General features: G+C 64.1%; 20 protein-coding genes. 12 read left to right on the top strand and 8 right to left on the bottom strand.

Annotated elements, in window-relative coordinates; genetic code table 11:
• Positions 1 to 7: 7 nt before the first annotated feature.
• Entirely contained in the window at positions 8 to 499 is a 492-nt protein-coding gene (locus EDF71_RS07995) for a TfoX/Sxy family protein (RefSeq protein WP_133856060.1), read from the top strand.
• A gap of 70 nt (positions 500 to 569) precedes the next feature.
• The gene (gene mmsB, locus EDF71_RS07990; RefSeq protein ID WP_133856059.1) at positions 570 to 1,469 is read left to right on the top strand and encodes a 3-hydroxyisobutyrate dehydrogenase; all 900 of its coding nucleotides are present in this window, start codon (positions 570 to 572) and stop codon (positions 1,467 to 1,469) included.
• Between the two features lie 27 nt (positions 1,470 to 1,496).
• Here the strand turns inward: mmsB and EDF71_RS07985 are convergent, their stop codons facing one another.
• The gene (locus EDF71_RS07985; RefSeq protein WP_133856058.1) at positions 1,497 to 2,798 is read right to left on the bottom strand and encodes a glutamate carboxypeptidase; all 1,302 of its coding nucleotides are present in this window, start codon (positions 2,796 to 2,798) and stop codon (positions 1,497 to 1,499) included.
• A gap of 126 nt (positions 2,799 to 2,924) precedes the next feature.
• On the opposite strand from EDF71_RS07985, the gene mnmC reads away from it, so the two are divergent.
• The 8 genes from mnmC (at position 2,925) to EDF71_RS07945 (ending at position 11,296) form a co-directional block, all read left to right on the top strand.
• Entirely contained in the window at positions 2,925 to 4,946 is a 2,022-nt protein-coding gene (mnmC, locus tag EDF71_RS07980) for an FAD-dependent 5-carboxymethylaminomethyl-2-thiouridine(34) oxidoreductase MnmC (RefSeq protein WP_133856057.1), read from the top strand.
• Between the two features lie 256 nt (positions 4,947 to 5,202).
• Positions 5,203 to 6,990 (top strand): nitrite/sulfite reductase, encoded by a 1,788-nt coding sequence (locus EDF71_RS07975; RefSeq protein ID WP_133856056.1) that lies wholly within the window; start codon positions 5,203 to 5,205, stop codon positions 6,988 to 6,990.
• Between the two features lie 18 nt (positions 6,991 to 7,008).
• Positions 7,009 to 7,410: a DUF934 domain-containing protein gene (locus EDF71_RS07970; RefSeq protein ID WP_133856055.1), complete on the top strand. Its 402-nt coding sequence runs from the start codon at positions 7,009 to 7,011 to the stop codon at positions 7,408 to 7,410.
• Positions 7,407 to 8,045 carry a phosphoadenosine phosphosulfate reductase family protein gene (locus EDF71_RS07965; protein ID WP_133856054.1) on the top strand — a complete coding sequence of 213 codons (639 nt, stop codon included), beginning with the start codon at positions 7,407 to 7,409 and terminating at the stop codon, positions 8,043 to 8,045. The genes EDF71_RS07970 and EDF71_RS07965 overlap by 4 nt, the downstream gene beginning before the upstream one ends.
• A gap of 50 nt (positions 8,046 to 8,095) precedes the next feature.
• A complete protein-coding gene (cysD, locus tag EDF71_RS07960; RefSeq protein WP_133856053.1) occupies positions 8,096 to 9,028 on the top strand; it encodes a sulfate adenylyltransferase subunit CysD in 933 nt (310 codons plus the stop codon).
• Positions 9,028 to 10,389 carry a GTP-binding protein gene (locus tag EDF71_RS07955; protein WP_133856052.1) on the top strand — a complete coding sequence of 454 codons (1,362 nt, stop codon included), beginning with the start codon at positions 9,028 to 9,030 and terminating at the stop codon, positions 10,387 to 10,389. The genes cysD and EDF71_RS07955 overlap by 1 nt, the downstream gene beginning before the upstream one ends.
• A 117-nt stretch (positions 10,390 to 10,506) precedes the next feature.
• Positions 10,507 to 10,836 carry a ferredoxin FdxA gene (gene fdxA, locus EDF71_RS07950; protein ID WP_133856051.1) on the top strand — a complete coding sequence of 110 codons (330 nt, stop codon included), beginning with the start codon at positions 10,507 to 10,509 and terminating at the stop codon, positions 10,834 to 10,836.
• 109 nt (positions 10,837 to 10,945) lie between these two features.
• Positions 10,946 to 11,296 carry an antibiotic biosynthesis monooxygenase gene (locus EDF71_RS07945; protein ID WP_133856050.1) on the top strand — a complete coding sequence of 117 codons (351 nt, stop codon included), beginning with the start codon at positions 10,946 to 10,948 and terminating at the stop codon, positions 11,294 to 11,296.
• A 66-nt stretch (positions 11,297 to 11,362) separates the two neighbouring features.
• Here the strand turns inward: EDF71_RS07945 and EDF71_RS07940 are convergent, their stop codons facing one another.
• From EDF71_RS07940 to EDF71_RS07930, 3 genes are all read right to left on the bottom strand, one after another.
• Positions 11,363 to 11,863 (bottom strand): pyridoxamine 5'-phosphate oxidase family protein, encoded by a 501-nt coding sequence (locus tag EDF71_RS07940; RefSeq protein ID WP_133856049.1) that lies wholly within the window; start codon positions 11,861 to 11,863, stop codon positions 11,363 to 11,365.
• Between the two features lie 111 nt (positions 11,864 to 11,974).
• Positions 11,975 to 14,125 carry a putative Ig domain-containing protein gene (locus EDF71_RS07935; RefSeq protein ID WP_166656484.1) on the bottom strand — a complete coding sequence of 717 codons (2,151 nt, stop codon included), beginning with the start codon at positions 14,123 to 14,125 and terminating at the stop codon, positions 11,975 to 11,977.
• Between the two features lie 462 nt (positions 14,126 to 14,587).
• The gene (locus tag EDF71_RS07930) at positions 14,588 to 16,492 is read right to left on the bottom strand and encodes a propionate--CoA ligase (protein WP_133856047.1); all 1,905 of its coding nucleotides are present in this window, start codon (positions 16,490 to 16,492) and stop codon (positions 14,588 to 14,590) included.
• Positions 16,493 to 16,745: 253 nt separating this feature from the next.
• Between EDF71_RS07930 and EDF71_RS07925 the strand changes: the two genes are divergently transcribed.
• The gene (locus EDF71_RS07925; protein ID WP_133856046.1) at positions 16,746 to 17,975 is read left to right on the top strand and encodes a spore maturation protein; all 1,230 of its coding nucleotides are present in this window, start codon (positions 16,746 to 16,748) and stop codon (positions 17,973 to 17,975) included.
• 29 nt (positions 17,976 to 18,004) lie between these two features.
• Positions 18,005 to 18,655, top strand: coding sequence for an N-methyl-D-aspartate receptor NMDAR2C subunit (locus EDF71_RS07920; RefSeq protein ID WP_133856045.1), 651 nt, complete (start codon positions 18,005 to 18,007; stop codon positions 18,653 to 18,655).
• A gap of 11 nt (positions 18,656 to 18,666) precedes the next feature.
• On the opposite strand, the gene sbcB is transcribed toward EDF71_RS07920, so the two are convergent.
• The 4 genes from sbcB to clpS form a co-directional block, all read right to left on the bottom strand.
• Positions 18,667 to 20,124 carry an exodeoxyribonuclease I gene (gene sbcB, locus EDF71_RS07915; RefSeq protein ID WP_133856044.1) on the bottom strand — a complete coding sequence of 486 codons (1,458 nt, stop codon included), beginning with the start codon at positions 20,122 to 20,124 and terminating at the stop codon, positions 18,667 to 18,669.
• Positions 20,125 to 20,177: 53 nt separating this feature from the next.
• On the bottom strand, positions 20,178 to 21,632 hold the full coding sequence (gene cls / locus EDF71_RS07910) for a cardiolipin synthase (protein ID WP_243854220.1): 1,455 nt from the start codon (positions 21,630 to 21,632) through the stop codon (positions 20,178 to 20,180).
• Between the two features lie 112 nt (positions 21,633 to 21,744).
• Entirely contained in the window at positions 21,745 to 24,087 is a 2,343-nt protein-coding gene (gene clpA / locus EDF71_RS07905; protein ID WP_133856042.1) for an ATP-dependent Clp protease ATP-binding subunit ClpA, read from the bottom strand.
• A gap of 63 nt (positions 24,088 to 24,150) precedes the next feature.
• Positions 24,151 to 24,525 (bottom strand): ATP-dependent Clp protease adapter ClpS, encoded by a 375-nt coding sequence (gene clpS / locus EDF71_RS07900; RefSeq protein ID WP_021025816.1) that lies wholly within the window; start codon positions 24,523 to 24,525, stop codon positions 24,151 to 24,153.
• Positions 24,526 to 24,536: the final 11 nt, after the last annotated feature.

Raw genomic sequence — 24,536 nt, 5'->3', positions numbered from 1 at the left:
TCCCACCATGCCACGCCGCCCTTTAGACCCCGAAACCCTGCGCCTCATCGATGCCGTGCGCCTGGCACTGGCCGAGCAAGCCGTGGGCGTCTCGGTGGAAGAGAAAACCATGTTCGGCTGCCATGTGTTCATGGTGGACGGCAAGATGTGCCTGGGCGTGGAGAACGACGAGCTGCTGGTGCGCCTGGCGCCCGAAACCCATGCCCAGGTGGCAGAAATGCCTGGCCTGCGCCCGCTGTCGTCCAAAGGTGTGATGGACGGCTACTTTCTGGTAGGCCCCGCCGCCTATGCCACGCGCGAGGCCTGGCAGCACTGGATCGATGCGGCGCTGGCCTTTAACCCGCGCGCCAAGGCGACCCCAAAGAAAAAGCCCAAGGCAGCCGCTTCCGATCCCTCCGCCAAGCCGCTGAAAAAAGCAAAAACCGCCAAGGCGGCTGGCGATGCGGGCCCGGCCCCCGCCGCCCGCAAACGCCACAGCGTGTTTGACAGCGATCTTTGAGCACCGACGCTGTCTTTCCCTATCCATGCCAACCAACAACCCTGTGCAATAACATTTCAAGGAGACAAACATGGCAAATATCGCATTCATCGGCCTGGGCAATATGGGCGCGCCCATGGCCATCAACCTGGCCAAGGCGGGCCACCAGGTCCGTGCTTTTGACCTGAGCCGCGAGGCGGTCGCCAAGGTGGTGGCAGAAGGCGGCAGCGCCGCGACCAGCGCCCAGGAGGCCGTCGAAGGCGCGGAGGTGGTGGTCAGCATGCTGCCTGCCAGCCAGCATGTCGAAGGCCTGTTTCTGGGCAACGGCAGCCAGGCGGGCCTGCTGCAAGGCATTGCCAAGGGCGCGCTGATCATCGACAGCTCCACCATTGCAGCAGCGACCAGCCAGAAAGTGGCCAAGGCCGCGCAGGCGCTGGGGATCGGCTTTATCGATGCGCCCGTCTCCGGCGGCACCGGTGGCGCAATTGCCGGCAGCCTGACCTTCATGGTCGGCGGCAGCGCAGCCGACCTGGAGCGTGCCCGCCCGCTGCTCGAGAAAATGGGCAAGAACATCTTCCACGCCGGCGATGTGGGCGCGGGCCAGACCGCCAAGATCTGCAACAACATGCTGCTGGGCATTTTGATGATCGGTACCAGCGAGGCGATTGCTCTGGGTGTTGCCAATGGCCTGGACCCCAAGGTGCTCAGCGAAATCATGCGCCGCAGCTCGGGCGGCAACTGGGCGCTGGAGGTCTACAACCCCTTCCCCGGCGTGCAGGATGCCAGTGCCGCCACGCGCGGCTACACCGGCGGCTTTGGCACCGACCTGATGCTCAAGGACCTGGGCCTGGCACAGGAAAGCGCAATGACGGTGAAGGCCAGCACCCCGCTAGGTGGCATGGCGCGCCAGCTGTATGCGGCGCATAGCATTGCCGGCCATGGAGGTGAGGACTTCTCCAGCGTCATCAAGATGCTGCAGAAAAAGGGCTGAGCCCAGCCCTGCTCCGGCGGCCGGCGCTCAGCGCGCGGTCGCCGGCTCCGACAGCGCCATCACCATGCGCCCCACCAGGTAGAGGCGCGGCGCAATGCAGTCCAGCAGAATGTATTCGCCATACATGTCATGCGCGCCATAGCCGCATACGCCCATGCCCTCCACCACCCCACCCCGGGTGTTGAGGGCGGCAAACGCGGCATCGGTGCCGCCACCCAGCGCCACATCGTTCACATGCAGCGGTATGCCCAGCTCATCCTGGTAGATGGCTTTGGCCTGCGCGGCAATGCGGCGTGCCGCATCGCTGGCCTGCATGGGAGGGCGGCGCAGCTCAAAGCGGGCCGTCACCTTGCTGTCAGGCAGCAGGCGGTTCTTGATTCTTTCCTGCACCGCATCCTGCAGCGCCTGAAAATCCTGGGCCCGCAGCGCCCGCGCATCGGCCTGCGCCTGCGCATGGGGCGGTATCACATTGCGGGTGGTGCCCGCCTGCGCGATGGTCCAGTTCAGCTTCAGGCCGTTTTCGGGTTGGGACAGGTCGCGCATCTGCAGCAGCTGGTGCGACAGTTCATACAGCGCATTCACCCCGGCCTCGGGCTTGGCCCCTGCGTGCGAGGATTTGCCCTGCACATCCAGGAACATCGCGCCAATGCCGCTGGTGGCCAGGTGCAAGGTGCCCTGCAGGCCACCGCTTTCGAACGAGAAAATGGCATCCTGGTCGCGCGCCAGCGCGCTGATCAGCCGGCGCGAGCCCGGCGAGCTGATCTCTTCATCGCTGTTGAACAGCACGGTGATCTCGCCAAAGCTGTCATAGCCCAGCTTTTGCAGCATGGCAATGCTGTGCAGCACCAGGGCCACGCCTTGCTTTTCGTCTTCCACGCCCAGGCCGTAGACGCGGTCCCCCTCGATGCGGAACGGCTGCTTGTCGACATCACCGCGCTGGTAGACCGTGTCCATGTGCGCAATCATCATGATGCGGGATTGTCCCCGGCCCTTGAAGACGGCCTGCACCATGGGGCCGACCTGCTCGGGCGTATCCTCCAGCCGCACCACATCCGTCGCCGGGATGATCTGCACCTCGCCACCCAGCGCTTTCAACCGCTCGGCGGCGATCTGGGCGATATAGCTGACGCCGCCATAATCGCGGCTGCCCGATTCGATATGCACCAGGTTCTTCAAGGTGGCCAGCATGGGCGTTTGCTCTGCCTGCGCAGCGGCATAGACGGCGGGCTGGGCCTGGGCGGGTGTTTGGGCATGGCCAGGCAGGGTCCAGGCCAGCGCCAGCAACAGGCAGTGAGAGACAAGGGAACGGGCAGACGGTCGATCAGGCATGGGGCCATGATAGTACGGCTTTGACAACAAATTGTCACAAATCTGCCATGGAGGGCTGGCCTCACCACTCACTGGGACTGAACTCCCTACAATCCCCCATTCTTTGAGAAATGATTTTTGCAAGCCATGACTGAGACCGTGCAATGGATGGCCGACGGCACGCCCTACAGCCCCCGCTTTGGCGACCGTTACCACAGCGAAGCCGCCCATGCACTGGCCCAGGCCGAGCAGGTGTTCCTGGCCGGCTGTGGCCTGCCCCAGGCCTGGGCGGGCCAGCCGCAATGGCGCATTCTGGAGACCGGCTTTGGCTTTGGGCTGAACTTTCTGGTCACCTGGCATGCCTGGCAGCAAGACCCGGCGCGGCCCGGACTGCTGCACTTTGTCTCGACCGAGGCCTTTCCCATTGCGGCGACTGATCTCTTGGAGCAGGCGCGCAAGTTTCCCCATCTGCTGCCGCTGGCTGAAGAACTCGCCGCCCAATGGTGGGGCCTGCTGCCGGGCGTGCACCGCCTGCGCCTGGCCGGTGGCCGGGTGCTGCTCAGCCTGCTGGTTGGCGACAGCCAGACCATGCTGCGCCAGCAGGAGCTCGTGGCCGACAGCATCTACCTGGACGGCTTCAGCCCCGCGCGCAACCCCGACATGTGGAGCCTGCACAGCCTGAAGGCGGTGGCCCGCTGCGCCCGGCGCGGCACCCAGCTTGCCACCTGGACCATTGCCGCCCAACTGCGCCGCGACCTGGCCCAGTGCGGCTTTGAGGTGCGCAAGGTGCCCGGTGTGCCGCCCAAGCGGGACAACCTGCAGGCCCGCTTTGCCCCGCACTGGGAGCCCCGCAAGGCGCCGCTGTGGCCCCTGGGCGCGCAGGCCCTGCCGGCGCGGCTGGCTGGCGGCGGCGGGCGCGCGGCCATCATCGGCGCCGGCATTGCGGGTGCCGCTTGTGCGCGCCAGCTGGCCCTGCGCGGCTGGCAGGTCACCGTGCTGGATGCCGCCAGCCACCCGGCCGCCAGTGCCTCCGCACTGCCCGCCGGCATCTTTGCGCCCCATACCAGCAGTGACGACAGCCCCCTCTCGCGCATCACCCGCGCCGGCCAGCGTTGCAGCTTGCAATGGGCTCAGCAGCTGCTGCAAGCGGGGCTGGATTGGGAGATGACCGGGGTGCTGGAGCGCCGCCAGCTCGCTACGCCGCCTGATGAAAGCGCTGCCCTCAGCGACAGCTCCGCAGCCGCGCCCCCGCGCCGCAGCGCCCATGAGAGGCCCCCCGCCTGGAAGGACACATTGGCTGCCCCCGCCGCCGACTGGAGTGACGAGGCCAGTGCCGCCTGCCTGGAGGCGCTGGGCCTGCCCGCCGACACCCCTGCGCTCTGGCACCCGCGCGGTGGCTGGCTGCGGCCGGCCGCCCTCGTCCAGGCCTTGTTGGACCATCCAGCGATCCGCTTTGTCGGCAACGCACCGGTGCAGGCGCTCGATGCACTGCAGAGCGCCGAGGGCCCGCCGCAATGGTCGCTGAGCGACGGCCAAGGCCAGCCCTGGGCGCAGGCCGATTTGGTGGTGCTCTGCGCCGGGCCGCAATCGGCCAGCATGCGCATCAACGGCCAAAGCCTTGCCGCCGCCCAGGCGCTGCAAACCATTCGTGGCCAGGTCAGCTGGGGCAGCTACCCGGCCGGCCAAGCGCCCGCAGCCCACCAACCGGTCAACGGCCATGGCAGTTGGGTGCCCTACTTCCGCAATGGGCAGACGGGAGAAGCGGCCTGGGTCATGGGATCGAGCTTTGAGCGCGGCCAATCCACACTGCCGCCCTCGGCCGACGATGCCGCCGCTGCGCATGCCGGCAACTGGGCCAAGCTGCAAACCCTGCTGCCAGCCGGCCACCGGCCCGATGCGCAGGCCTTTGCCCAGGCCCAGCACTGGGCCCAGCTGCGCTGCGCATCGACCGACCGGCTGCCGCTGGTGGGCCCGCTGCTGCCGGCACAGGCCCTGCAGGCACTGCCCGACGGCCTGGCCAGCCCCTGGGTCGCTACAGCGATGGGATCGCGCGGCCTGACCTGGGCCCTGCTCTGCGCCGAACTGCTGGCCGCCCGCCTGCATGCTGAGCCGCTGCCCCTTGCCAACCCGCTGGCTTTGGCACTGGCCAGCGACCGCTACTGCAAATGAGCGAGCGTTTTAGCGTTTAAGGCGGCGCCAGCCGCCGGGTCCGCCCAGCCCTGCCTACGGGGCGCCTAGCGGCGCCCATATGCCATTTGCTCACTAGCATTTGCCATTTTCATATAACTCAATGTCATACAGGACTGAGAAAAATGTAGTTTGAGTTTATATAAAACTTTCCTACAGTACATCGCAACAGCCCAGCTTCGCCGCCATTGGGGCAGCAAGCAAGACAGGGCTTGGTAGCTGCAACTCCCGCACCACGATGTACCAATACACCTCTTTTGATCGCCAGTTTGTCCAGGCCCGAGCAGACCAGTTCCGTGACCAGCTCCAACGCTGGGAAACGGGCCGGCTGAGTGAAGAAGAATTCCGCCCGCTGCGTCTGCAAAACGGCTGGTATGTGCAACGCTACGCACCGATGCTGCGGGTGGCAGTGCCTTACGGCGAGATCAACTCCGCCCAGATCCGCGTGCTGGCCCGCATTGCCCGTGAGTACGACGCACCCGAAGCCCAGCTCTACCAGGATGCGCTCAAGACCCAGGGCGCGATGGGCACCACCTACCTGCCCACCCACTACGCGCATTTCACCACCCGCACCAATGTGCAGTTCAACTGGATTCCGCTGTCCAAGTCCGCCGATGTGATGGACCTGCTGGCCAGCGTCAACCTGCATGGCATCCAGACCAGCGGCAACTGCATCCGCAACACGACCACCGATGCGCTGGCCGGCGTGGCCGTAGACGAGCTGGTGGACCCCCGCCCCTATGCCGAGGTGCTGCGCCAGTGGACCACCCTGCACCCCGAGTTCGCCTTCCTGCCACGCAAGTTCAAGATCGCGATCAGCGGCTCTGCCGAAGACCGCGCCGCCACCGGCTGGCACGATGTGGGCCTGCACCTGACCAAGAACGAGGCCAGTGAGATCGGCTTCAAGGTGTTTGTCGGCGGTGGCATGGGCCGCACGCCGGTCATCGGCACCCCCATCCGCGAGTTTCTGCCCTGGAACCAGGTGCTCAACTACATCGAAGCGATCGTGCGCGTCTACAACGAGCGTGGCCGCCGCGACAACAAGTACAAGGCCCGCATCAAGATCCTGGTGAAGGCCGAGGGCCAGGTCTATATCGACTCGGTGGAAGAAGAGTTCCGCCAGATCGTCGAGGTCGATGGCGGCCCACATACCATCCCCCAGGCCGAGTTTGACCGCGTCGCCGCCTGCTTTGTGGCACCGGACCTGTCGGACTACCCGCAAGTCAACGCCACCGAAGCCAAGCACCAGCTGACCGAGCAAGGCGCCCGTGAGCCCGCCTTTGGCCGCTGGGTGAGCCGCAATGTGCGTGCCCACCAAAACCCGCAGCTGCGCGCTGTGGTGCTGTCGTTCAAGCGCGTGGGCCAGGCGCCGGGCGATGCCTCGGGCGAGCAGCTCGATGCGCTGGCCCAGCTGGTGGACCAGTTCTCTGCCGGCGAAGCCCGGGTGACCCACGACCAGAACGTGGTGCTGCCCTGGGTGCATGTGAGCCAGCTGCATGACTTGTGGCTGCAGGCCAAGGCCCTGGGCCTGGCCAGCACCAATGTGGACCTGCTGACCGACATGATCGCCTGCCCCGGCGGTGACCTCTGCGCCCTGGCCAATGCCCGCAGCCTGCCGATTGCCGCCGCCATCACCGAGCGCTACCAGGACCTGGACGAGCTCGACGACATCGGCGACATCGACCTGCACATCAGCGGCTGCATCAACAGCTGCGGCCACCACCACAGCGGCCATATCGGCATCCTGGGCGTCGACAAGGACGGCAAGGAGTGGTACCAGATCACGGTGGGCGGCTCCGATGGCGCCACCTTGTCGGGAGCACCCCAGGCTGGCAAGGCCATTGGCCCCTCGTTCAGCGCCGCCGAAGTGCCCGGTGTGATCGAAGCCGTGCTGACCGCTTACCGCGACCTGCGTGACAACGGCGAGCTGTTTATCGACACCGTGCGCCGCGTGGGCCTGGACCCCTTCAAGGAAGCTGGCAAGTCCGCCCGCCTGCCCGAAGCGGCAGAAACCACCGAAGCCTGAGCATTGAGAAGAACAACGATGAGCATTCCAAACGATTTCCAGATCCTGGCCGCCGGCGACCACCAGCCCGCTGCCGAAGGCGACCGCAGTGTGCTGCTGCTGGCCAACGATGCCGATGCGCTGCAGGTCTCGCTCGATGGCGTTGAGCGCATCGACCTCGATTTTCCCGCGTTCACCGATGGCCGCGCGTTCAGTCAGGCCTACCTGCTGCGCCGCCGCCGTGGCTACAAGGGCGATATCCGCGCCCATGGCGATGTGCTGATCGACCAGCTGGTGCAGATGCACCGCACCGGCTTCAGCAGCGCCGTGCTGAAAGAAGGCGTGGACGTGGCCGATGCCGCACGCCAGTTCGAGCGTTTTGCCGGTTTTTACCAAGGCGACGTGGAAGCCAAGCCCCATTTTGACCAGGCCGCCGCATGAGCACGACCACCCTCACCCCCCAAGAACTGGCCCGCGTGAATGCCGAGCTGGGCAACGATGCCGCCGGTCTGGTGCGCTGGGCACTGTCGCTGGGCCAGACCAGCATCGTGACCACCAATTTCCGTCCCTTTGAAGCGGTGATCCTGCACCTGGTCAGCCAGGTCCAGCCCGATGTGCCCGTGGTCTGGATGGACAACGGCTACAACACCGAGGCCACCTACCGCTTTGCCGACGAGGTGACGCGCCAGCTCAAGCTGAACCTGCAGATCTACCTGCCACGCCGCTCGCGTGCGCACCGTGAAGCCGTTGAAGGCGCAACGCCCGCGCTGGATGACCCGCGCCACGCCGCCTTCACCGAAGAAGTCAAGCTCGAGCCCTTTGCCCGTGCGCTGCGCGAGACCCAGCCCCAGGTCTGGTTCACCGCACTGCGCGCCACCGACACTGCGGTGCGTGCCCAGATGGAGGCCGTCAGCCTGAACCCCGATGGCCTCATCAAGGTGGCGCCGCTGCTGCACTGGTCGTCCAAGGATCTCTACGAATACTGCGAAAAACACGGTCTGCCCAACAACTTCGACTATGTGGATCCCACCAAGGGCGAAGACAACCGCGAATGCGGCCTGCATATCGCGCACTGATATCGCCCACTGACCGCATGCAGCCCGCCCGACAAGAAAGTCCCTCAGATATGAACGCCCGTGTTGAAACCGATGTGCTCAACCACCTGAGCAACCAGCACCTGGATGCGCTGGAAGAAGAAACCATCTTTATCCTGCGCGAAGTCGCAGCCGCCTTTGAACGCCCCGCGCTGCTGTTTTCCGGCGGCAAGGATTCGCTGGTGATGCTCAAATGCGCCGAAAAGGCCTTTGGCGCCGGCCGCATCCCCTACCCCTTGCTGATGATCGACACCGGCCACAACTTCCCCGAAGTGACCGATTTCCGCGATCTGCGCGCCAAGGAACTGGGCGCCGACCTGATCGTGCGCAGCGTTGAAGACTCGATGGCGCGCGGCACCGTGCGCCTGGCCCATCCCGGCGAATCGCGCAATGTGCACCAGTCGGTGACCTTGCTCGAAGCGATCGAGGAGTTCCGCTTTGACGCGCTGATTGGCGGCGCCCGCCGCGACGAAGAAAAGGCCCGCGCCAAGGAACGCATCTTCAGCCACCGCGACAGCTTTGGCCAGTGGCAGCCCAAGGCCCAGCGCCCCGAGCTCTGGACCCTGTTCAACACCCGTCTGGCTCCCGGCGAGCATTTCCGCGTGTTCCCGATCAGCAACTGGACCGAGCTCGATGTCTGGCAGTACATTGCCCGCGAAAACATCGCGCTGCCCAGCCTCTACTACGCCCACCAGCGTGACGTGGTGGAGCGCAAGGGCCTGCTGGTGCCCGTGACCCCGCTGACCCCCGCCCGCGAAGGCGAAACGGTCGAGAACCGCACCGTGCGCTTCCGCACCGTCGGCGACATCACCTGCACCTGCCCGGTGAGCAGCGATGCGGCCTCGGCCGACGACATCGTGCTGGAGACCCTGGCTGCCGATGTGAGCGAACGTGGCGCCACCCGCATGGACGACAAGACCAGCGATGCCTCGATGGAAAAGCGCAAGAAAGACGGATACTTCTGATGACTACCGATACCCTGACTCCCGTGCGCGCCCCCGCCCAAGATCTGCAGCGCACCGCATCGGCGCTGCGTTTCATCACCTGCGGCTCGGTCGATGATGGCAAGTCCACCTTGATCGGCCGCCTGCTCGTCGACAGTAAATCGGTGCTGCAAGACCAGCTGGCCGGCGTGCAGCGCAGTGGTGAAACCGACCTGGCCCTGCTCACCGATGGTCTGTCGGCCGAGCGCGAGCAAGGCATCACCATCGATGTGGCCTACCGCTACTTCGCTACCGAAACGCGCAAGTTCATCATTGGCGATGCACCTGGCCACGAGCAGTACACCCGCAACATGGTGACTGCCGCATCGAGCGCCGATGCCGCTGTGGTGCTGGTGGATGCCACCAAGCTGGACTGGCAAAACCCGCAGCTCGCACTGCTGCCCCAAACCCGCCGCCACAGCCTGCTGGCCCATCTGCTGCGCGTGCACTCGCTGGTGTTTGCGATCAACAAGCTCGACGCCGTAGCCGACCCGGCCCTGGCCTTTGCCAATATCCGCAACGCCCTGGCAGCTTTTGCCCAGGCAGCGGGCATCACCGTGGCTGCCACCATCCCCGTCTCGGCCTTGAAGGGCTGGAACGTGGTGACCGCGCACCCTGACTGGGCCGGCTACCAAGGCCCCAGCCTGCTGGAGCTGCTGGAAAAGCTGCCCACGACGCCCGCCGATGCCGGTCAACCGCTGGCGTTTTCGGTGCAGTGGGTGGAGAAGTTCTCCGCCTCGGCCGACACCCACCAGGGCCGCCGCATTTTCTGGGGCCGTGTGGGCACCGGCGATGTCGCGCCCGGCACCGCCGTGCAAATCCTGCCCAGCGGCCAGCGCGCCACCGTGGCCCAGGTGCTGGACCATACCCGCAAGCCGGTAGAGCGCGGCGCAGGCCAGAGCGCCGGCATCGTGCTGGACCGCGAGGTCGACGTCTCACGCGGTGACTGGATCATTGCCGCCCCGGTGCCTGCCGCCGGCAACGCCGCCGATGATGACTTTGACACCCCCGCCGAGCAGCCCGCCTGGCCCGCAACGCGCGAGATCACCGCCACCATCGCCTGGATGGACAACGAGCCCCTGCTGGCCGGCCGCGTGTACTGGGCGCTGCATGGCCGCCGCTGGATCAAGGCCAAGGTGCGCAAGGTGCTGAATCGCCTGGATATCAACTCGCTGGAGCGCCAGGCCGCCGAGCAGCTGGAACCCAATGCCATTGGCCGCGTGGAGATCAGCCTGCAAGAAGCGATTCCGGCAGCCGCCTTTGTGCGCTCGCGTGAATTGGGCTCACTGATCCTGGTGGACACGGCCTCCAACAGCACGGCTGCTGCGGTACTGGTGGAATAAAGCAAGCAGTCCCGCAGCTAAAAACCACGTTATTCGGAGGTAGGCTAGGTGCTTGTTCACAAAAACCGTAAAATCCTCCGCTGTTTGTTTGTCTGAATCACTGGCGAAAACCATTCCATGACCCACGTCGTCACCGAAAACTGCATCAAGTGCAAATACACCGATTGTGTGGACGTCTGCCCTGTTGACTGCTTCCGCGAAGGCCCGAACTTCCTGACCATCGATCCGGACGAATGCATCGACTGCGCCGTCTGCATCCCCGAGTGCCCTGCCAACGCCATCTACGCCGAGGAAGATGTGCCTGCAGACCAGCTGGCCTTCATCAAGCTCAATGCCGAGCTGGCCTTGGCCGACGGCTGGAAGAGCATCACCAAGCGCAAGGCGCCAATGGAAGGCGCCGACGATGCCAACGGCCAGCCCGACAAGCTCAAGGACCTGATCCGCTGAGCCACCCCACCATGCAGGGACACCGCACACTGATGCCCAACCCCTGAACCCGCCAAGCCAGCCTCCGTGCTGGCTTTTTTATTGTTCGCGCCCCACCAGAGCCACCGCCATGCACAGCGCCGCCTTCGCCAACACCCCCCAGCCTCCGTACTACGCCGTTATCTTCACCTCTCAGCGTACCGACACCGAGCACCAGCCCTACGCCGACATGGCTGATGCCATGGTCGCACTGGCCGAGCAGCAACCCGGCTTTCTCGGCGCCGAAAGCACCCGGGGCACCGACGGCCTGGGCATCACCGTGTCCTACTGGCAGACCGAGGAAGACATCCGCCGCTGGAAAGCCCAGAGCGACCACCTGGTCGCCCAGCGCATGGGCGCCGAGCGCTGGTATGCGCACTACCAGGTGCGGGTGGCGAAGGTGGAGCGGGCTTATGGCATGCAGCACGACAGCGCAGCCTGAACATGGCAAACCCCGCGCCATCGACGATGGCGCAGGGCTTGCAGTGGAAAGGTGCTGACCTGAGATTTACAGCCGGATCTCGCGGTGCTCGCCCATACCTTCGGGTCGCTCACCCGTCACGGCCGATTTCGCCATCTTGAACAGCTGCACCAGCTTGTTTTCCTTGACATCCCAGTATTCGGCAAAGTCAACGCGGGCGATCAGGATCTGTAAATCCGGATCGTTGGGACCGTCCGGAAACCAGGCCTTGGCCATCGGGCCATAGAACTTCTCCTTGGTCGCCAGATCATCGCTCACCGAGGCCTTGGCCGAGATCGAGACATAGCTGTCTTTATCGGGGTCTGAGTACGAGATATTGATGTCGCTGGCATGCTGCAGGCAGCGCGACAAATCCGAGTCCTTGCCCAGCAGGAAGTACAGATGCTTATCCTCGTTCATGCCTTCCCGGTTGGCTGTCGTCATCGGGCAGGCATGCAGGCTGCCGTCTTCATGGCGGTGCGTGATCATCGCAAAGCGAATGTCCTTGATCAGCTCCCACAATTTTTCACGCGGATTTTCTTGGGCCATGGCGAGACTCCTGTCGATTTGGAAAATTCCACTGTATCGACCGGTCTCGGGCCGCTATGTAAGGCAAACGCCCCCGATCGGATCGGCGCTTGCTGGGTCTGGCTGTCCCGGCTAGGCAGACCTTCTTCTTCGCAACCATCCCAGCGCGGCCATCAGCATGGCCAGCAGATTGAGCAGCACCAGGCCCGGTTGGCCCAGCACTGGCACCGCCACGGCGGCTCCCACTGGCGCGTCGTTGACGCTCAGGCTCAGCATCTGCGTGGAAGTGGCGCCCAGGCTGTCCGTCACCGTGATGGAGGCCGTCAGCTCAGCCTTGGCGCTGAGAGCGGCTTTGCTGTTTGTCGGTGTGCCGTTGACAACGCCATCGGCGTCGATATGCAAGCCTGCAGGGAGCCCGATGGCCGCCCAGGTGTAGGGCGCGACACCACCGGTGGCGCTGATCTGCAGACGGTAGCTTTGGCCCACGGTGGCGACTGGCACGGTGCTGGGCAAGGTGATACGCAAGGCAGCAGGTTGCACCACCAGATCCAGGGTCTGCGTCAAGCTGCTGACCAGCGCATCGGTCACGGTGATGGTGACGGGTATGGGCAGCGGAGCGTACGCGCTGGGCGTTCCGCTGATGTCCGCCGTTGCTTCATCAAAATGCAGCCCAGCAGGCAACCCCGAGACGGCAATTCGCGGTGCAGAACCTCCGGTTGCCACGATGGTGTGGCGGTAAGGGCTACCAACGGTCGCGGCTGGGAGATTTGTCGTGCCCCATGCCAAATCCGCAGGAGCAATTTCCAGGTCCATGCTTTGGGAATGCGTCAGCGGCGGTTCGCTGCCATCCGCGACTTGGACTTGTAGGCTGAAGATGCCGTACTCCGCAGGTGTTCCAGCAAGCACCCCGTCGGCGACGGACAAGCCGGCGGGAAGGCCGGTGGCCGACCACAGGTAGGGACCGATGCCCCCTGAGGCAGTCAGCGCGGCATGATAAGGCGCGCCGATTTTGCCTGCGGGCAAGTCGGGCGTCGTATGGACCAGAGGACCTGGCAGGACGCTGAGGCTCAGCGTCTTGCTATCGCTGCGAAGGGTTGGCGCGCCGCTATCGGTCACAGTGACTGTAAAGCTCAGCGGCGCAGAGGCGGATGCTAGGGCATCAGGCGTGCCGCTCAAAAGCCCACTGCTGGGGTCGATCTGCAACCAGCTAGGCGCAGCTTCCAGGCGCCAGGCATAGGGTGCCTTGCCGCCAGTGGCGCTCAGAGCCTGGCTGTAAGGCTGACTGAGCGTGGCCGCCGGCAAATCCACCTCGGCCAAGCTCAGCTTGGTGTAGGTGATGAAGTTGCCCGGAGAAAAGGGGATTGCGCCCACCCCAACGGTGGCCACCACGGTGTGGCTCTGCATGTCGACCACGGACACCGTCTTGTCACTGGAATTGCTCACATAGGCTTGGCCTCCATCGGGATGGAAGGCCACGCCGCGCGGAGCACGCCCCACCGCCACCGTTGCACTGAGCACCGGATTGCGGGCGTCCGAAATATCCAGGACGCTAACCTTGCTGTTGTCAAAATGGGCAACGTAGAGCTGCTTGCCTGAGGGATCCACGGCCATATGGATAGTCGTGGCTCCAAGATCCAGCGGCTTGCTTTCTTCCATGGGGTTGAACGAGCTGTCCAACACCCTTATCAGATTGCTATTGCGGCTGCCTACATACACCACACCTGCACGGGGATGCGCAGCGATGCCATAAGCAAATGGCGAACCGATATCCATGTTCATCACTGTATTGCTGCTGCCATCGATCACCGACACCCGCGTGTCATTGGTGTTGTTCACATACACCCGGTCGCCCGAGGCGCTGATGCTCAGTTCCAACGGCTGGCTGCCTACGGCTACGGTGGCTTGCACGGTATTGCTGGCTGTGTCGATGACCGATACAGAATCGCCCAGGAAATTGCTGACATATGCCTTGGTCCCTGCTGCATTGACGACCACGCCACGCGGGCCCGCCCCCACCGGAATGGACCCCACCACCTTGTTGTTGCTGGTACTGATGACCGAGACGGAGTTGCTGCCGCTATTGACCACATACACCCGGCTGCCGTCAGGATGGGTGGCTACGCCAAATGGTTTTGCCCCCACGCTCAGGGTGTCGGTGACTGCATGGCTGGCCACATCAATGACCGACAACGAATCGCTTGCAAAATTGGCCACATAGGCAAAAGGCTCGCCCTGGGCCTGGCTGGCGAGCATGCAGGCCAGCACTAGACCAAAAAGACGCATACCGGCTTGGGCAAAGCGCGATAAGGGCCGCAGGGCGCGATGGACAGACGCAGCGCTGGAGGGGGCTGTGGCGATGCTTTGCTGCCGATGTATGGACCCTGGGGCATGGCCAAGACAGCCAACCATAGCCGCGCCATGCGTACCCTCTCCTCCGTCTGAAATGCTCAGCGGCATTGTTTCTCCTTGGTGTTTGCAAGCCTTCAACCCCGACACTGGGCATTTCCTTCCATTTATGAGCCTTGCATTACACACCAAACAATTAGAAACAATCAACCACACAGCATGAGGGCGTCAGCCAAGAACGACTCGGGCATGACATCACCAGATTCGGGGATAGACATTGCAGGCCGAAACCTGAAGCGCCGAGGAAAGCGGCCAGCCATCTGAAACTCAGACTCCGGCTCTCTAGCCCCGGGCTGCGACGAGGCACGGCGGCTTGCCGCCCTCCCCGTATCAGATACATCAACGATCGGCCGCCGCCATCGCCGCCACCACCTGCTGCAGTGCAGCCGGGTCTTCCATCGTCGACAGATCGCCGGTATCCCGCTTCTCGGCCACCGCTTGCAGCGCGCGGCGCAGCAGCTTGCCGCTGCGGGTCTTGGGTAAGGTGGCCACAAAGTAGACACGGGCGGGCCGGGCCACGGCACCGAGCTGGGTGTCGACATGGTTGCAGACGGATTTTTCCAGCGCGCTGCAGGCGGCAGCATCGCCGGCCACCGCATTGCTGCGCGGCACGGCAAAGGCCAGCGCGACCTGGCCTTTGAGCGCATCGGCCACACCGACGACGGCGACTTCGGCAATGTCCGGGTGGCCGGAGATGCTTTCCTCGATCTCGCGTGTGCCCAGGCGGTGGCCGGCGACATTGATCACATCATCGGTGCGTCCCAGGATGAAATAGTAGCCATCCTTGTCGCGCACGCCCCAGTCAAAGGTGCTGTAGACCAGGCGGCCAGGGATGCTTTTCCAGTAGGTGTTGACAAAGCGCTGGTCGTCGCGCCATACCGTCATCAGGCAGCCAGGGGGCAACGGGCCTTCGATGGCGATCACGCCCTTTTGCATCGGTTCCTGCAGCTCGGCCCCGGTGTCGCCGTCGATCAGCTTGACGTTGTAGCCAAACACGGCCTTGCCCGGGCTGCCAAAGCGCGATGGCTGGGGCTCGACGCCATTGCAGAGCGTAAGGATCGGCCAGCCGGTTTCGGTCTGCCAGTAGTTGTCGATGATGGGGCGCTGGATCGCGCCGCTGATCCAGCTGGCGGTGGGTTCATCCAGCGGCTCACCGGCCAACCACAGCGCCTGCAGGCTGCTCAGGTCGTACTTGCGCAGGTAGTCTGGATCCTGCTTTTTGAGCACGCGGATGGCGGTGGGCGCCGAGAACATGTGGGTCACCTTGTACTTCTCGACCAGGCTCCACCAGATGCCCGGGTCCGGCCGCACCGGCACGCCCTCGTACATGAGGGTGGCCATGCCGCCGATCAGCGGCGCATAGATGATGTAGCTGTGGCCCACCACCCAGCCGATGTCGCTGGTGCAGAAAAAGGTCTGGCCCGGCTTGGCATCGAAGATCGCCGGCAGGCTGGCGGCCAGCGCCACGGTGTAGCCGCCAGTATCGCGCTGCACGCCCTTGGGCTTGCCGGTGGTGCCGCTGGTGTAAAGCGTATAGCTGGGGTGCGTGGCCTCCACCCATTCGCAGGGCACCTGCGCATCGAGGTGCAGGGCACGCAGATCGGCCCAGAGGTAGTCCCGGCCCGGCACCAGCTGCATGGGGGCCAGGCCCCGGTCCACCATCAGCACGGCCTGGGGTTGGTGGCTGGCCAGCGCAATGGCCTCGTCCAGCAAGGGCTTGTAGGGCACGACTTTACCGGCGCGCGAGCCGGCATCGGCGCTGATGATGACCGTGGGCTGGGCATCGTCGATGCGGGTGGCCAGCGAGCCCGAGGCAAAGCCGCCAAACACCACCGAATGGATGGCGCCGATGCGCACGCTGGCCAGCATCGCGATGGCGGCCTCGGCAATCATCGGCATATAGATCTGCACGCGGTCGCCCTTTTTGACGCCCAGGGCCTGCAGTGCAGCTGCCATGCGCTGCACCTCGCGGTGCAACTCGGCATAGCTGTAGCTGCGCTCGGTGTTGGTCTCGGTCGATACCGCAATCAGCGCGGCCTGGTCGCCGCGCTCGGCCACATGGCGGTCGATGGCGTTGTGGCAGAGGTTGGTCTGCCCGCCGACAAACCAGCGCGCAAACGGCGGGTTGCTGTAGTCACAGATCTGCTGGGGCGGCACATGCCAGTCGATGCGCTGCGCCTGCTCGGCCCAGAAGGCATCGCGGTCGTTGATCGAGCGGTCGTAGAAGTCGGCAAAACGGCTCATCGAAGTCTGTCTCCATCTTTTGTTGTGCAGCCATTATTTCCCTTTGTCTTGCACACCGCTGACAAATGCGTGCAGCGCTGCGCCGGCCAGCCTGTGGTTTTCCCGCATACACGCGGGCTGCCCAGAGGGGCTTTTGCGGCGCCCGGCGCAGTTTCTGCGCCGGCTGGCCCGGGCGGGCTGCGGCATCGCGCACAATCAGCGGCATGGCGCACCGCCCCGGTGCTGTGGCGCGCCGGACGACGAAGGATGTCCCATGCTCAATGGTTTGTGGCTGGGTTTTTTTGTAGTGGCGGCCTTTGCCGCGTTCGCGCAGTGGCTGGTGGGCGGCAATGCCCAGATATTTGGCGACATGGTGCAGGCGCTGTTTGCCATGGCCAAGCTCTCGGTCGAGGTGATGGTGCTGCTGTTTGGCACGCTCACGCTCTGGCTGGGCTTTTTGAAGATTGCTGAAAAAGCCGGCCTGGTCGATATGCTGGCCCGCTGGCTGGCCCCTTTGTTTGCCCGGCTGATGCCCGAGGTGCCACGCGGCCACCCGGCCCTGGGCCTGATGACCCTGAACTTTGCCGCCAACGCGCTGGGGCTGGACAACGCCGCCACCCCCATCGGCCTCAAGGCCATGCGAGCGCTGCAGGACATCAACCCCTCGCCCACCTCGGCCAGCAATGCCCAGATTCTGTTTCTGGTGCTCAATGCCTCGTCGCTGACCTTGCTGCCGGTGACCATCTTCATGTACCGCATGCAGCAAGGCGCGCCCGATCCGACCCTGGTCTTTCTGCCGATCTTGCTGGCCACCTCGGTCTCCACCCTGGTCGGCCTGATCTCTGTTGCCATCGTGCAGCGCCTGCCGCTGTGGCATCCGGTGGTGCTGGCCTATCTGCTGCCAGTGGGCCTGGTGCTGGCTGGCTTTATGGCTTTTTTGGCGACCCTGACGTCGACGGCGATGGCGCAGGTCTCCTCGCTGCTGGGGAACCTGACCCTGTTTGGCCTGGTGGTGCTGTTTGTCGTGGTGGGCGCGCTGCGCAAGGTTGCCGTCTATGAAAGCTTTATCGAAGGCGCCAAGGAAGGCTTTGACGTCGCCAAGGGCTTGCTGCCCTACCTGGTGGCCATGCTTTGCGCCGTTGGTTTGTTCCGCGCCTCGGGCGCGCTGGGCTATGCGCTGGACGGCATCCGCTGGCTGGTGGACCTGAGCGGCATGGACACGCGCTTTGTCGATGCCCTGCCCACGGCGCTGGTCAAACCCTTCTCCGGCAGCGCCGCACGCGCGATGCTGATCGAGACCATGCAAAGCCATGGCGTGGACAGCTTCCCAGCGCTGGCGGCCGCCATCATCCAGGGCAGCACCGAAACCACCTTCTATGTGCTGGCGGTGTACTTTGGCGCCGTTGGCATACAGCGCGCACGCCATGCGGTGCCTTGCGCGCTGCTGGCCGAGTTCTCGGGCGTGGTGGCCGCGATTGTGGTCTGCTACCAGTTCTTTGGTTGACCGCAGGCAAGACCGCTGAAGGGGTGCCCATGACCAGCAGCACAGCAAACGCAGACGCCCAGATTTTCAGCGCCGCCTGGGATCGCGCCTGGCAGGCGCTGGGCCTGGCCCCCGCACCTGACGCCTTGCCGCAACTGCTGGCAGCGCATTCCGGGCCCGATCGCCACTACCACGGCCTGCAGCATATTGCCGAATGCCTGCAATGGCTGGAGCAGCTGCGCCCGCAAGTGGCGCGCCCGGCAGAGCTTGCGCTGGCCTTGTGCTTTCACGATGCCATTTATGACCCGCAGGCCAAGGACAATGAGCTGCGCAGTGCCCAGTGGGCGCAGGCGGTGCTGCAGTCAGCGGGTGCCCAGCCGGATGCGGTGCAGCGCGTTGATGCACTGATCATGGCCACCTGCCATTTCCAGCCCGCGCAAGCGCAGTTGCCCGAAGACAGCGCCTGGATGCTGGATATTGATCTGTCCATCCTGGGCGCGCCCGCCGCGCGTTTTGCGCAGTACCAGGCGCAGATCCAGGCCGAATATGCCTGGGTGCCTGCGGCAGACTATGCGCTGCGCCGCCAGGCCGCGCTGCGCAGCTTTTTGCAGCGCCCGGCCATCTACCAGACGGCAACGATGCAGGCCCGGCTGGAGGCCCAGGCGCGCGCTAACCTGCAGCAGGCGCTCGCAGCGGCCTGATTCAATGCCGCTCAGGCATCGGGCATGATGGCATCGGCCCAGTCATAGAGCGTGCCCAGAATCTCTTCGGCGCGCTCATCGGCGGTTTCCTGCAGCTGGTCGATTTCGGCAAACATCTGCTCGGCCGTGCGCGCACCGCCCCGCCCTTCCTGCAGGAAGGCGATGCGCAGTTCCAGCCAGCGCTGCTGCTCTTCGGGGTTCAAGGAATCGGGGAAATTGCGGGCGCGGTAGCGGAACAGCAGCTCATGCAGGCGTTCATCGTCAAAGCCAGGCTTGGCCACGGCCAGCTCCTGCGGGTGCATGCTGGTGAGCTGGGTCAGGCGGCGCCGGTCACCCTGGCCGATAAAGCCACCGTACAGGTCCTGGTCCACATCCACATCCTGCAGCGGCGGGCGGTCAAACACGGCAGCCCAGGTGGCGCTCATATCGGGCAGATCACGCGCAATCGCGGCATGGCGCATGGCCTGGTCCATGTCGATCTGCCAGCGCTTTGCCTGCTCGGCGCTCAAGGTGCGCAGGCTGCTGACGACCATCGGCGACTTGTTCAGGTGCACGGTCTTGATCGGCAAGCGCGTCGTGCCTTCGGGCAGATCCGCCGCTGCGCTGAACATGCGCAGGCGCATCTCGTCCACCGACAGCTCCGCTAGGTGGCTCGGGTCCTGCGACAGATCCCAGGCGATGATCTCGTTCTTGTTCGTCGGGTGCTGGGCCAGCGGCCAGGCCACGGCAATGCAGCCGCGCTCGACCCCATACATGCCCGATACATGCAGAAAGGGCCGGGCATTGGCGGCGGTGGCCGGCAGGGCCAGTTCCTGCATCACGCGGTCCTTCTTGTGCAAGCCCAGCGCAAAATCAAACAGGCGCGGCTGCAGGCGCTTGATAAGGCGGGCTAGGCCAATGGTGGCGCGCACATCGCTCAGCGCATCATGCGCCGATTCATGCAGGATGCCGTTGGCGCGGGCCAGGTCTTCGAGCTTGAAGCTGACCGAGCCATCTTCCTTCTTGGGCCATTGGATGCCTTCGGGCCGCAGCGCATAGACCATGCGCACGACATCGAGCAGATCCCAGCGGCCGCAGCCGTTCTGCCATTCGCGGGCATAGGGATCGCGCAGATTGCGCCACAGCATGTAGCGCGTCACCTCGTCATCAAAGCGGATGGTGTTGTAGCCCACGCCAATGGTGCCCGGGCGGCCCAGCTCGCCCTCCACCACCGCGGCAAACTCGTGCTCGGGCACGCCCTGCTCCAGGCAGTGCTGGGGTGTCAAGCCGGTGATCAGGCTGGCTTGGGGGCTGGGCAGGTAATCGAGCGCAGGCTGGCAATACAGCATGACCGGCTCGCCGATCTCGTTAAGATCCATGTCCGTGCGGATGCCGGCAAACTGCGCGGGGCGGTCACGGCGCGGCACGGCGCCAAAGGTTTCATAGTCGTGCCAGAAAAAACTGGCGGAGGCGGACGAGGAATTCTGCATGCCCGCTAGTATGCCTGCTCCGCTAACTGCCGCAGAGCAACGTGGGCCCGCAACTACAACAGCGGTGAGAACAAGCGCGCGATCGAATCGCCCAGCCGCAGCAAAAAGCGCTGCTTGCGGCGCGTAGCCACCTGCTTGGAACGCATCAGATCGGTGTTGAACTGGTCCTGCAGCCGGGCATTGAGCTCTGGCCCATAGCCAATCGCACAGACCTCGTAGTTCAGCCGAAAACTGCGGTTGTCGAAGTTGGCCGTGCCGATGATGGTCAGGTCGTCATCAACCACCAAGGTCTTGGAGTGCAGCATGCGCGCGCTGTATTCATAGACCTTGGCGCCCGCGCTGATCAGCTCTTCGTAGTACGAGCGGGCCGCAGCAGTCACAAAGATGGAATCGGATTTCTCCGGCACCAGCAGCCGCACATCGACGCCGCGTAGCGCAGCGCTGGTCAGCGCATACATGGCGGGCTCGGTCGGCACAAAGTATGGCGTGGTCAACCAGACCCGCACGGTGGCCGACTGGATGGCGGCCACATGGGCGCGGTGGATGGGCTCGGTCGGGTTGTCCGGGCCCGAGCTCACCAGCTGCATCGCGTGGCAGCCATCGGGCATGTCGGGCAGCAGCAGGTCCAGATTGGCGGGCATGTCCTGGGCAGACTTTTCCAGCGCATAGGCCCAGTCTTCCAAGAACGTGGTCTGCAGCCAGGTGACGATGGGGCCGGCCATGCGCAAGTGGACATCGTGGTAGGCATCGGGGTTGACGCGACGGTCTTCTTCGTCGGTGATGTTGACGCCGCCGGTAAAGCCGATCTGGCCATCGACCACCAGGATCTTGCGGTGGCTGCGGAAATTGATCACCGGCCGCAGGCGCCTGCCGATGCGTGTGGGGTGGAACACCGCAAACTCGCCGCCAGCGGCCAGCAAGGGCGCGACAAACTTGCGGTTGACCCGCTTGGAGCCCAGCGCATCGACCAGCATGCGCACCTTGACCCCCGCCTTGGCCCGCTCAACCAGCGCATCGCGCAGGCGCGTGCCGGTCTGGTCAGGCTCGAAAATATAGTATTCCAGGTGCACATGGTGGCGGGCCTGGGCCACGTCCTCCAGAATGCGGTCAAAGGTGGCGGCGCCGCCGCTCAGCAGCTCCACGCTTTCGGCCGAGGTAATCGGGAAACCGCAGGTCGCTTCGACCAGCTTGACCATCTCGCGCAACTTGGTTGGCGCCTCAGGCTGACCATCGCGAATGCGGCGCGTGGTCTCGCGCACATGGTTCTTGTTGCGGGCGCGCAAGCGTTTGATGCGCTGCCGCTTCATGCGCTGCGGGCCGATGAAGTAGTAAACGATCAGCCCTACCACCGGCAGCGAGCCCATGGACAGCAGCCAGCCCAGGGTCGCCACGGGCGCGCGCCGCTGCATCAGAATCCAGATACCCACCACACCGAGGTAAATCGGCCATATCACGGACAGCAGCGCGACGATGTTTTCCTTGGTCAGATACTGAGATAACGACGCCACAGCACCGCACTCCTGTTGATGGGACCGCCCAGTGTAGCCTGCCACCATGACAGCGCGACGCAAAAAAACAGCCGCGTGTAGCGGCTGTTTTTGTCTTCAGGGCACGGGGGCCTCAATCGGCGGCGACTTCCTCTTCAGGCTCGGCCGGCTCCTGCTTGGCGCGCTCCTTCTTGGGCAGCGGCTGGATGTCGAGCAACACCTCGGGCTTGTCGGCGTTGCGGTCGTCCCAGTCGACGCTCAGGCGTCCGCCATCGGTCAGGCGACCAAACAGCAGCTCGTCGGCCAGAGACCGGCGGATGGTGTCCTGGATCAGGCGCTGCATCGGGCGGGCACCCATCAGCGGATCGAAGCCGGTCTTGGCCAGGTGCTTGCGCAGCTTGTCGCTGAACGTGACCTCGACCTTCTTCTCGGCCAGTTGCTGCTCCAGCTGGAGCAGGAACTTGTCGACCACACGCAGAATGACCTGCTCGTCCAGCGGCTTGAAGCTGACGATGGCATCCAGCCGGTTGCGGAACTCGGGCGTGAAGAGGCGCTTGATATCGCCCATCTCGTCGCCCGCGGCGCGCGGGTTGGTAAAGCCAATGACGGCCTTGTTCATCGTCTCGGCGCCCGCATTGGTGGTCATGATGATGATCACGTTGCGGAAGTCGGCCTTGCGTCCGTTGTTATCGGTCAAGGTGCCGTGGTCCATCACCTGCAGCAGCACATTGAAGATATCCGGATGTGCCTTCTCGATTTCGTCGAGCAGCAGCACCGCATGGGGCTTCTTGGTCACCGCTTCGGTCAGCAAGCCACCCTGGTCGAAACCGACATAGCCGGGAGGCGCACCGATCAGGCGCGACACCGCATGGCGCTCCATGTACTCGGACATGTCAAAGCGGATCAGGTCGATGCCCAGGATGTAGGCCAGCTGCTTGGCAGCTTCGGTCTTGCCCACGCCGGTCGGGCCGGAGAACAGGAAAGAGCCGATCGGCTTGTCTACCTTGCCCAGACCGGAGCGGGACATCTTGACCGCAGAGGCCAGCACTTCCAGTGCCTTGTCCTGGCCAAACACCACGCTCTTGAGGTCGCGTTCCAAGGTCTGCAGCTTGCCGCGGTCGTCATTGCTGACATTGGCCGGCGGAATGCGAGCGATCTTGGCGACGATCTCTTCGATCTCGGTCTTGCCAATGGTTTTCTTGCGCTTCGAAGGCGCCAGAATGCGCTGCGCGGCACCGGCCTCATCGATCACGTCAATCGCCTTGTCGGGCAGATGGCGGTCATTGATGAACTTGGCCGACAGCTCAGCAGCTGCCTGCAAAGCGGCCACCGCGTACTTGACGTTGTGGTGCTCTTCAAAGCGCGACTTCAGGCCCTTCAGAATATCGATGGTTTCGGGCACGGTTGGCTCGACCACATCGACTTTCTGGAAGCGGCGCGACAGCGCTGCATCTTTTTCGAAGATGCCACGGTATTCGGTGAAGGTGGTCGCTCCGATGCACTTGAGCTGGCCGCTGGACAGCGCCGGCTTGAGCAGGTTGGACGCGTCCAAGGTGCCGCCCGAGGCTGCACCGGCACCGATCAAGGTGTGGATCTCGTCAATGAACAAGATGGCGTGTGGCTTGTCCTTCAGCGCCTTGAGCACGCCTTTGAGGCGCTGCTCAAAATCACCGCGGTACTTGGTTCCCGCCAGCAGCGCGCCCATGTCCAGCGAGTAGACAGTGGCCTCGGCCAGCACTTCGGGTACATCTTCCTCGGTGATGCGCCATGCCAGGCCCTCGGCAATCGCCGTCTTGCCCACGCCAGCCTCACCCACCAACAGCGGGTTGTTCTTGCGGCGGCGGCACAGGATCTGGATCGTGCGCTCGACCTCGTACTGGCGGCCGATCAGCGGATCGATCTTGCCGTCCTTGGCCTGCTGGTTCAGGTTGACGGTGAACTGCTCCAGCGGCGAGGCCTTTTCAGCGCGCTCGGCGTTGTTGCTACCGACCTCTTCCGCATCCGAGCTGGACTCGGACTTGGGCAGCTCGGGGGTGTCGTTCTTCTTGATGCCATGGGCGATGTAGTTGACCACATCGAGGCGCGTGACGCCCTGCTGGTGCAGGTAGTACACGGCATGCGAGTCTTTTTCGCCAAAAATGGCCACCAGCACATTGGCGCCGGTCACTTCCTTCTTGCCATTGCCGGTGCTTTGCACATGCATGATGGCGCGCTGGATCACGCGCTGGAAGCCCAGAGTGGGCTGGGTGTCCACCTCGTCTTCGCCGGCCACCTGCGGGGCATTGTCCTTGATGAAATTGGTCAGCGACGCGCGCAGGTCGTCAATATTGGCAGAGCATGCGCGCAACACCTCGGAAGCACTCGGGTTATCCAGCAAGGCCAGTAGCAAGTGCTCCACGGTGATGAATTCGTGGCGCTGCTGCCTGGCTTCTACAAAAGCCATGTGCAAGCTGACTTCCAGTTCCTGAGCAATCATTTGAAACTCCTTTATTGCTTGCCAAATACACTCAACTTGCTTCTAGATGAGGACCAGATTCCGTTATTCAACAGGCTCCGATACGGCTTGAAGCGGATGGCCTGCTCCGTTGGCGGCATCCATCACCTGTGCCACCTTGGTTTCAGCGATTTCATGCGAGTACACCCCACAGACTCCTTTCCCATCCAGGTGGATCTTCAGCATGATCTGCGTGGCCGCCTCGCGGCTCTTGCCAAAAAAATGCTGCAGCACCTCAATCACAAACTCCATCGGCGTGAAATCATCATTGAGCATGACCACCTGGTACATCTTCGGTGGCTCCACACGCTGCGCGATGCGCTCGACAACCAGCGCACCCCCACCGTCCTCCGGAGGCTGGGGCGTTGCAGGCAGATTCGGCGAGGGAGGAACAACAGGTTTCGTGGCCATTGAGATCATTCTATAAGGCT

It is taken from the genome of Comamonas sp. JUb58 (assembly GCF_004364775.1).
Taxonomy (GTDB): domain Bacteria; phylum Pseudomonadota; class Gammaproteobacteria; order Burkholderiales; family Burkholderiaceae_C; genus Comamonas.
This window is presented reverse-complemented; position numbering and strand designations above follow the sequence as displayed.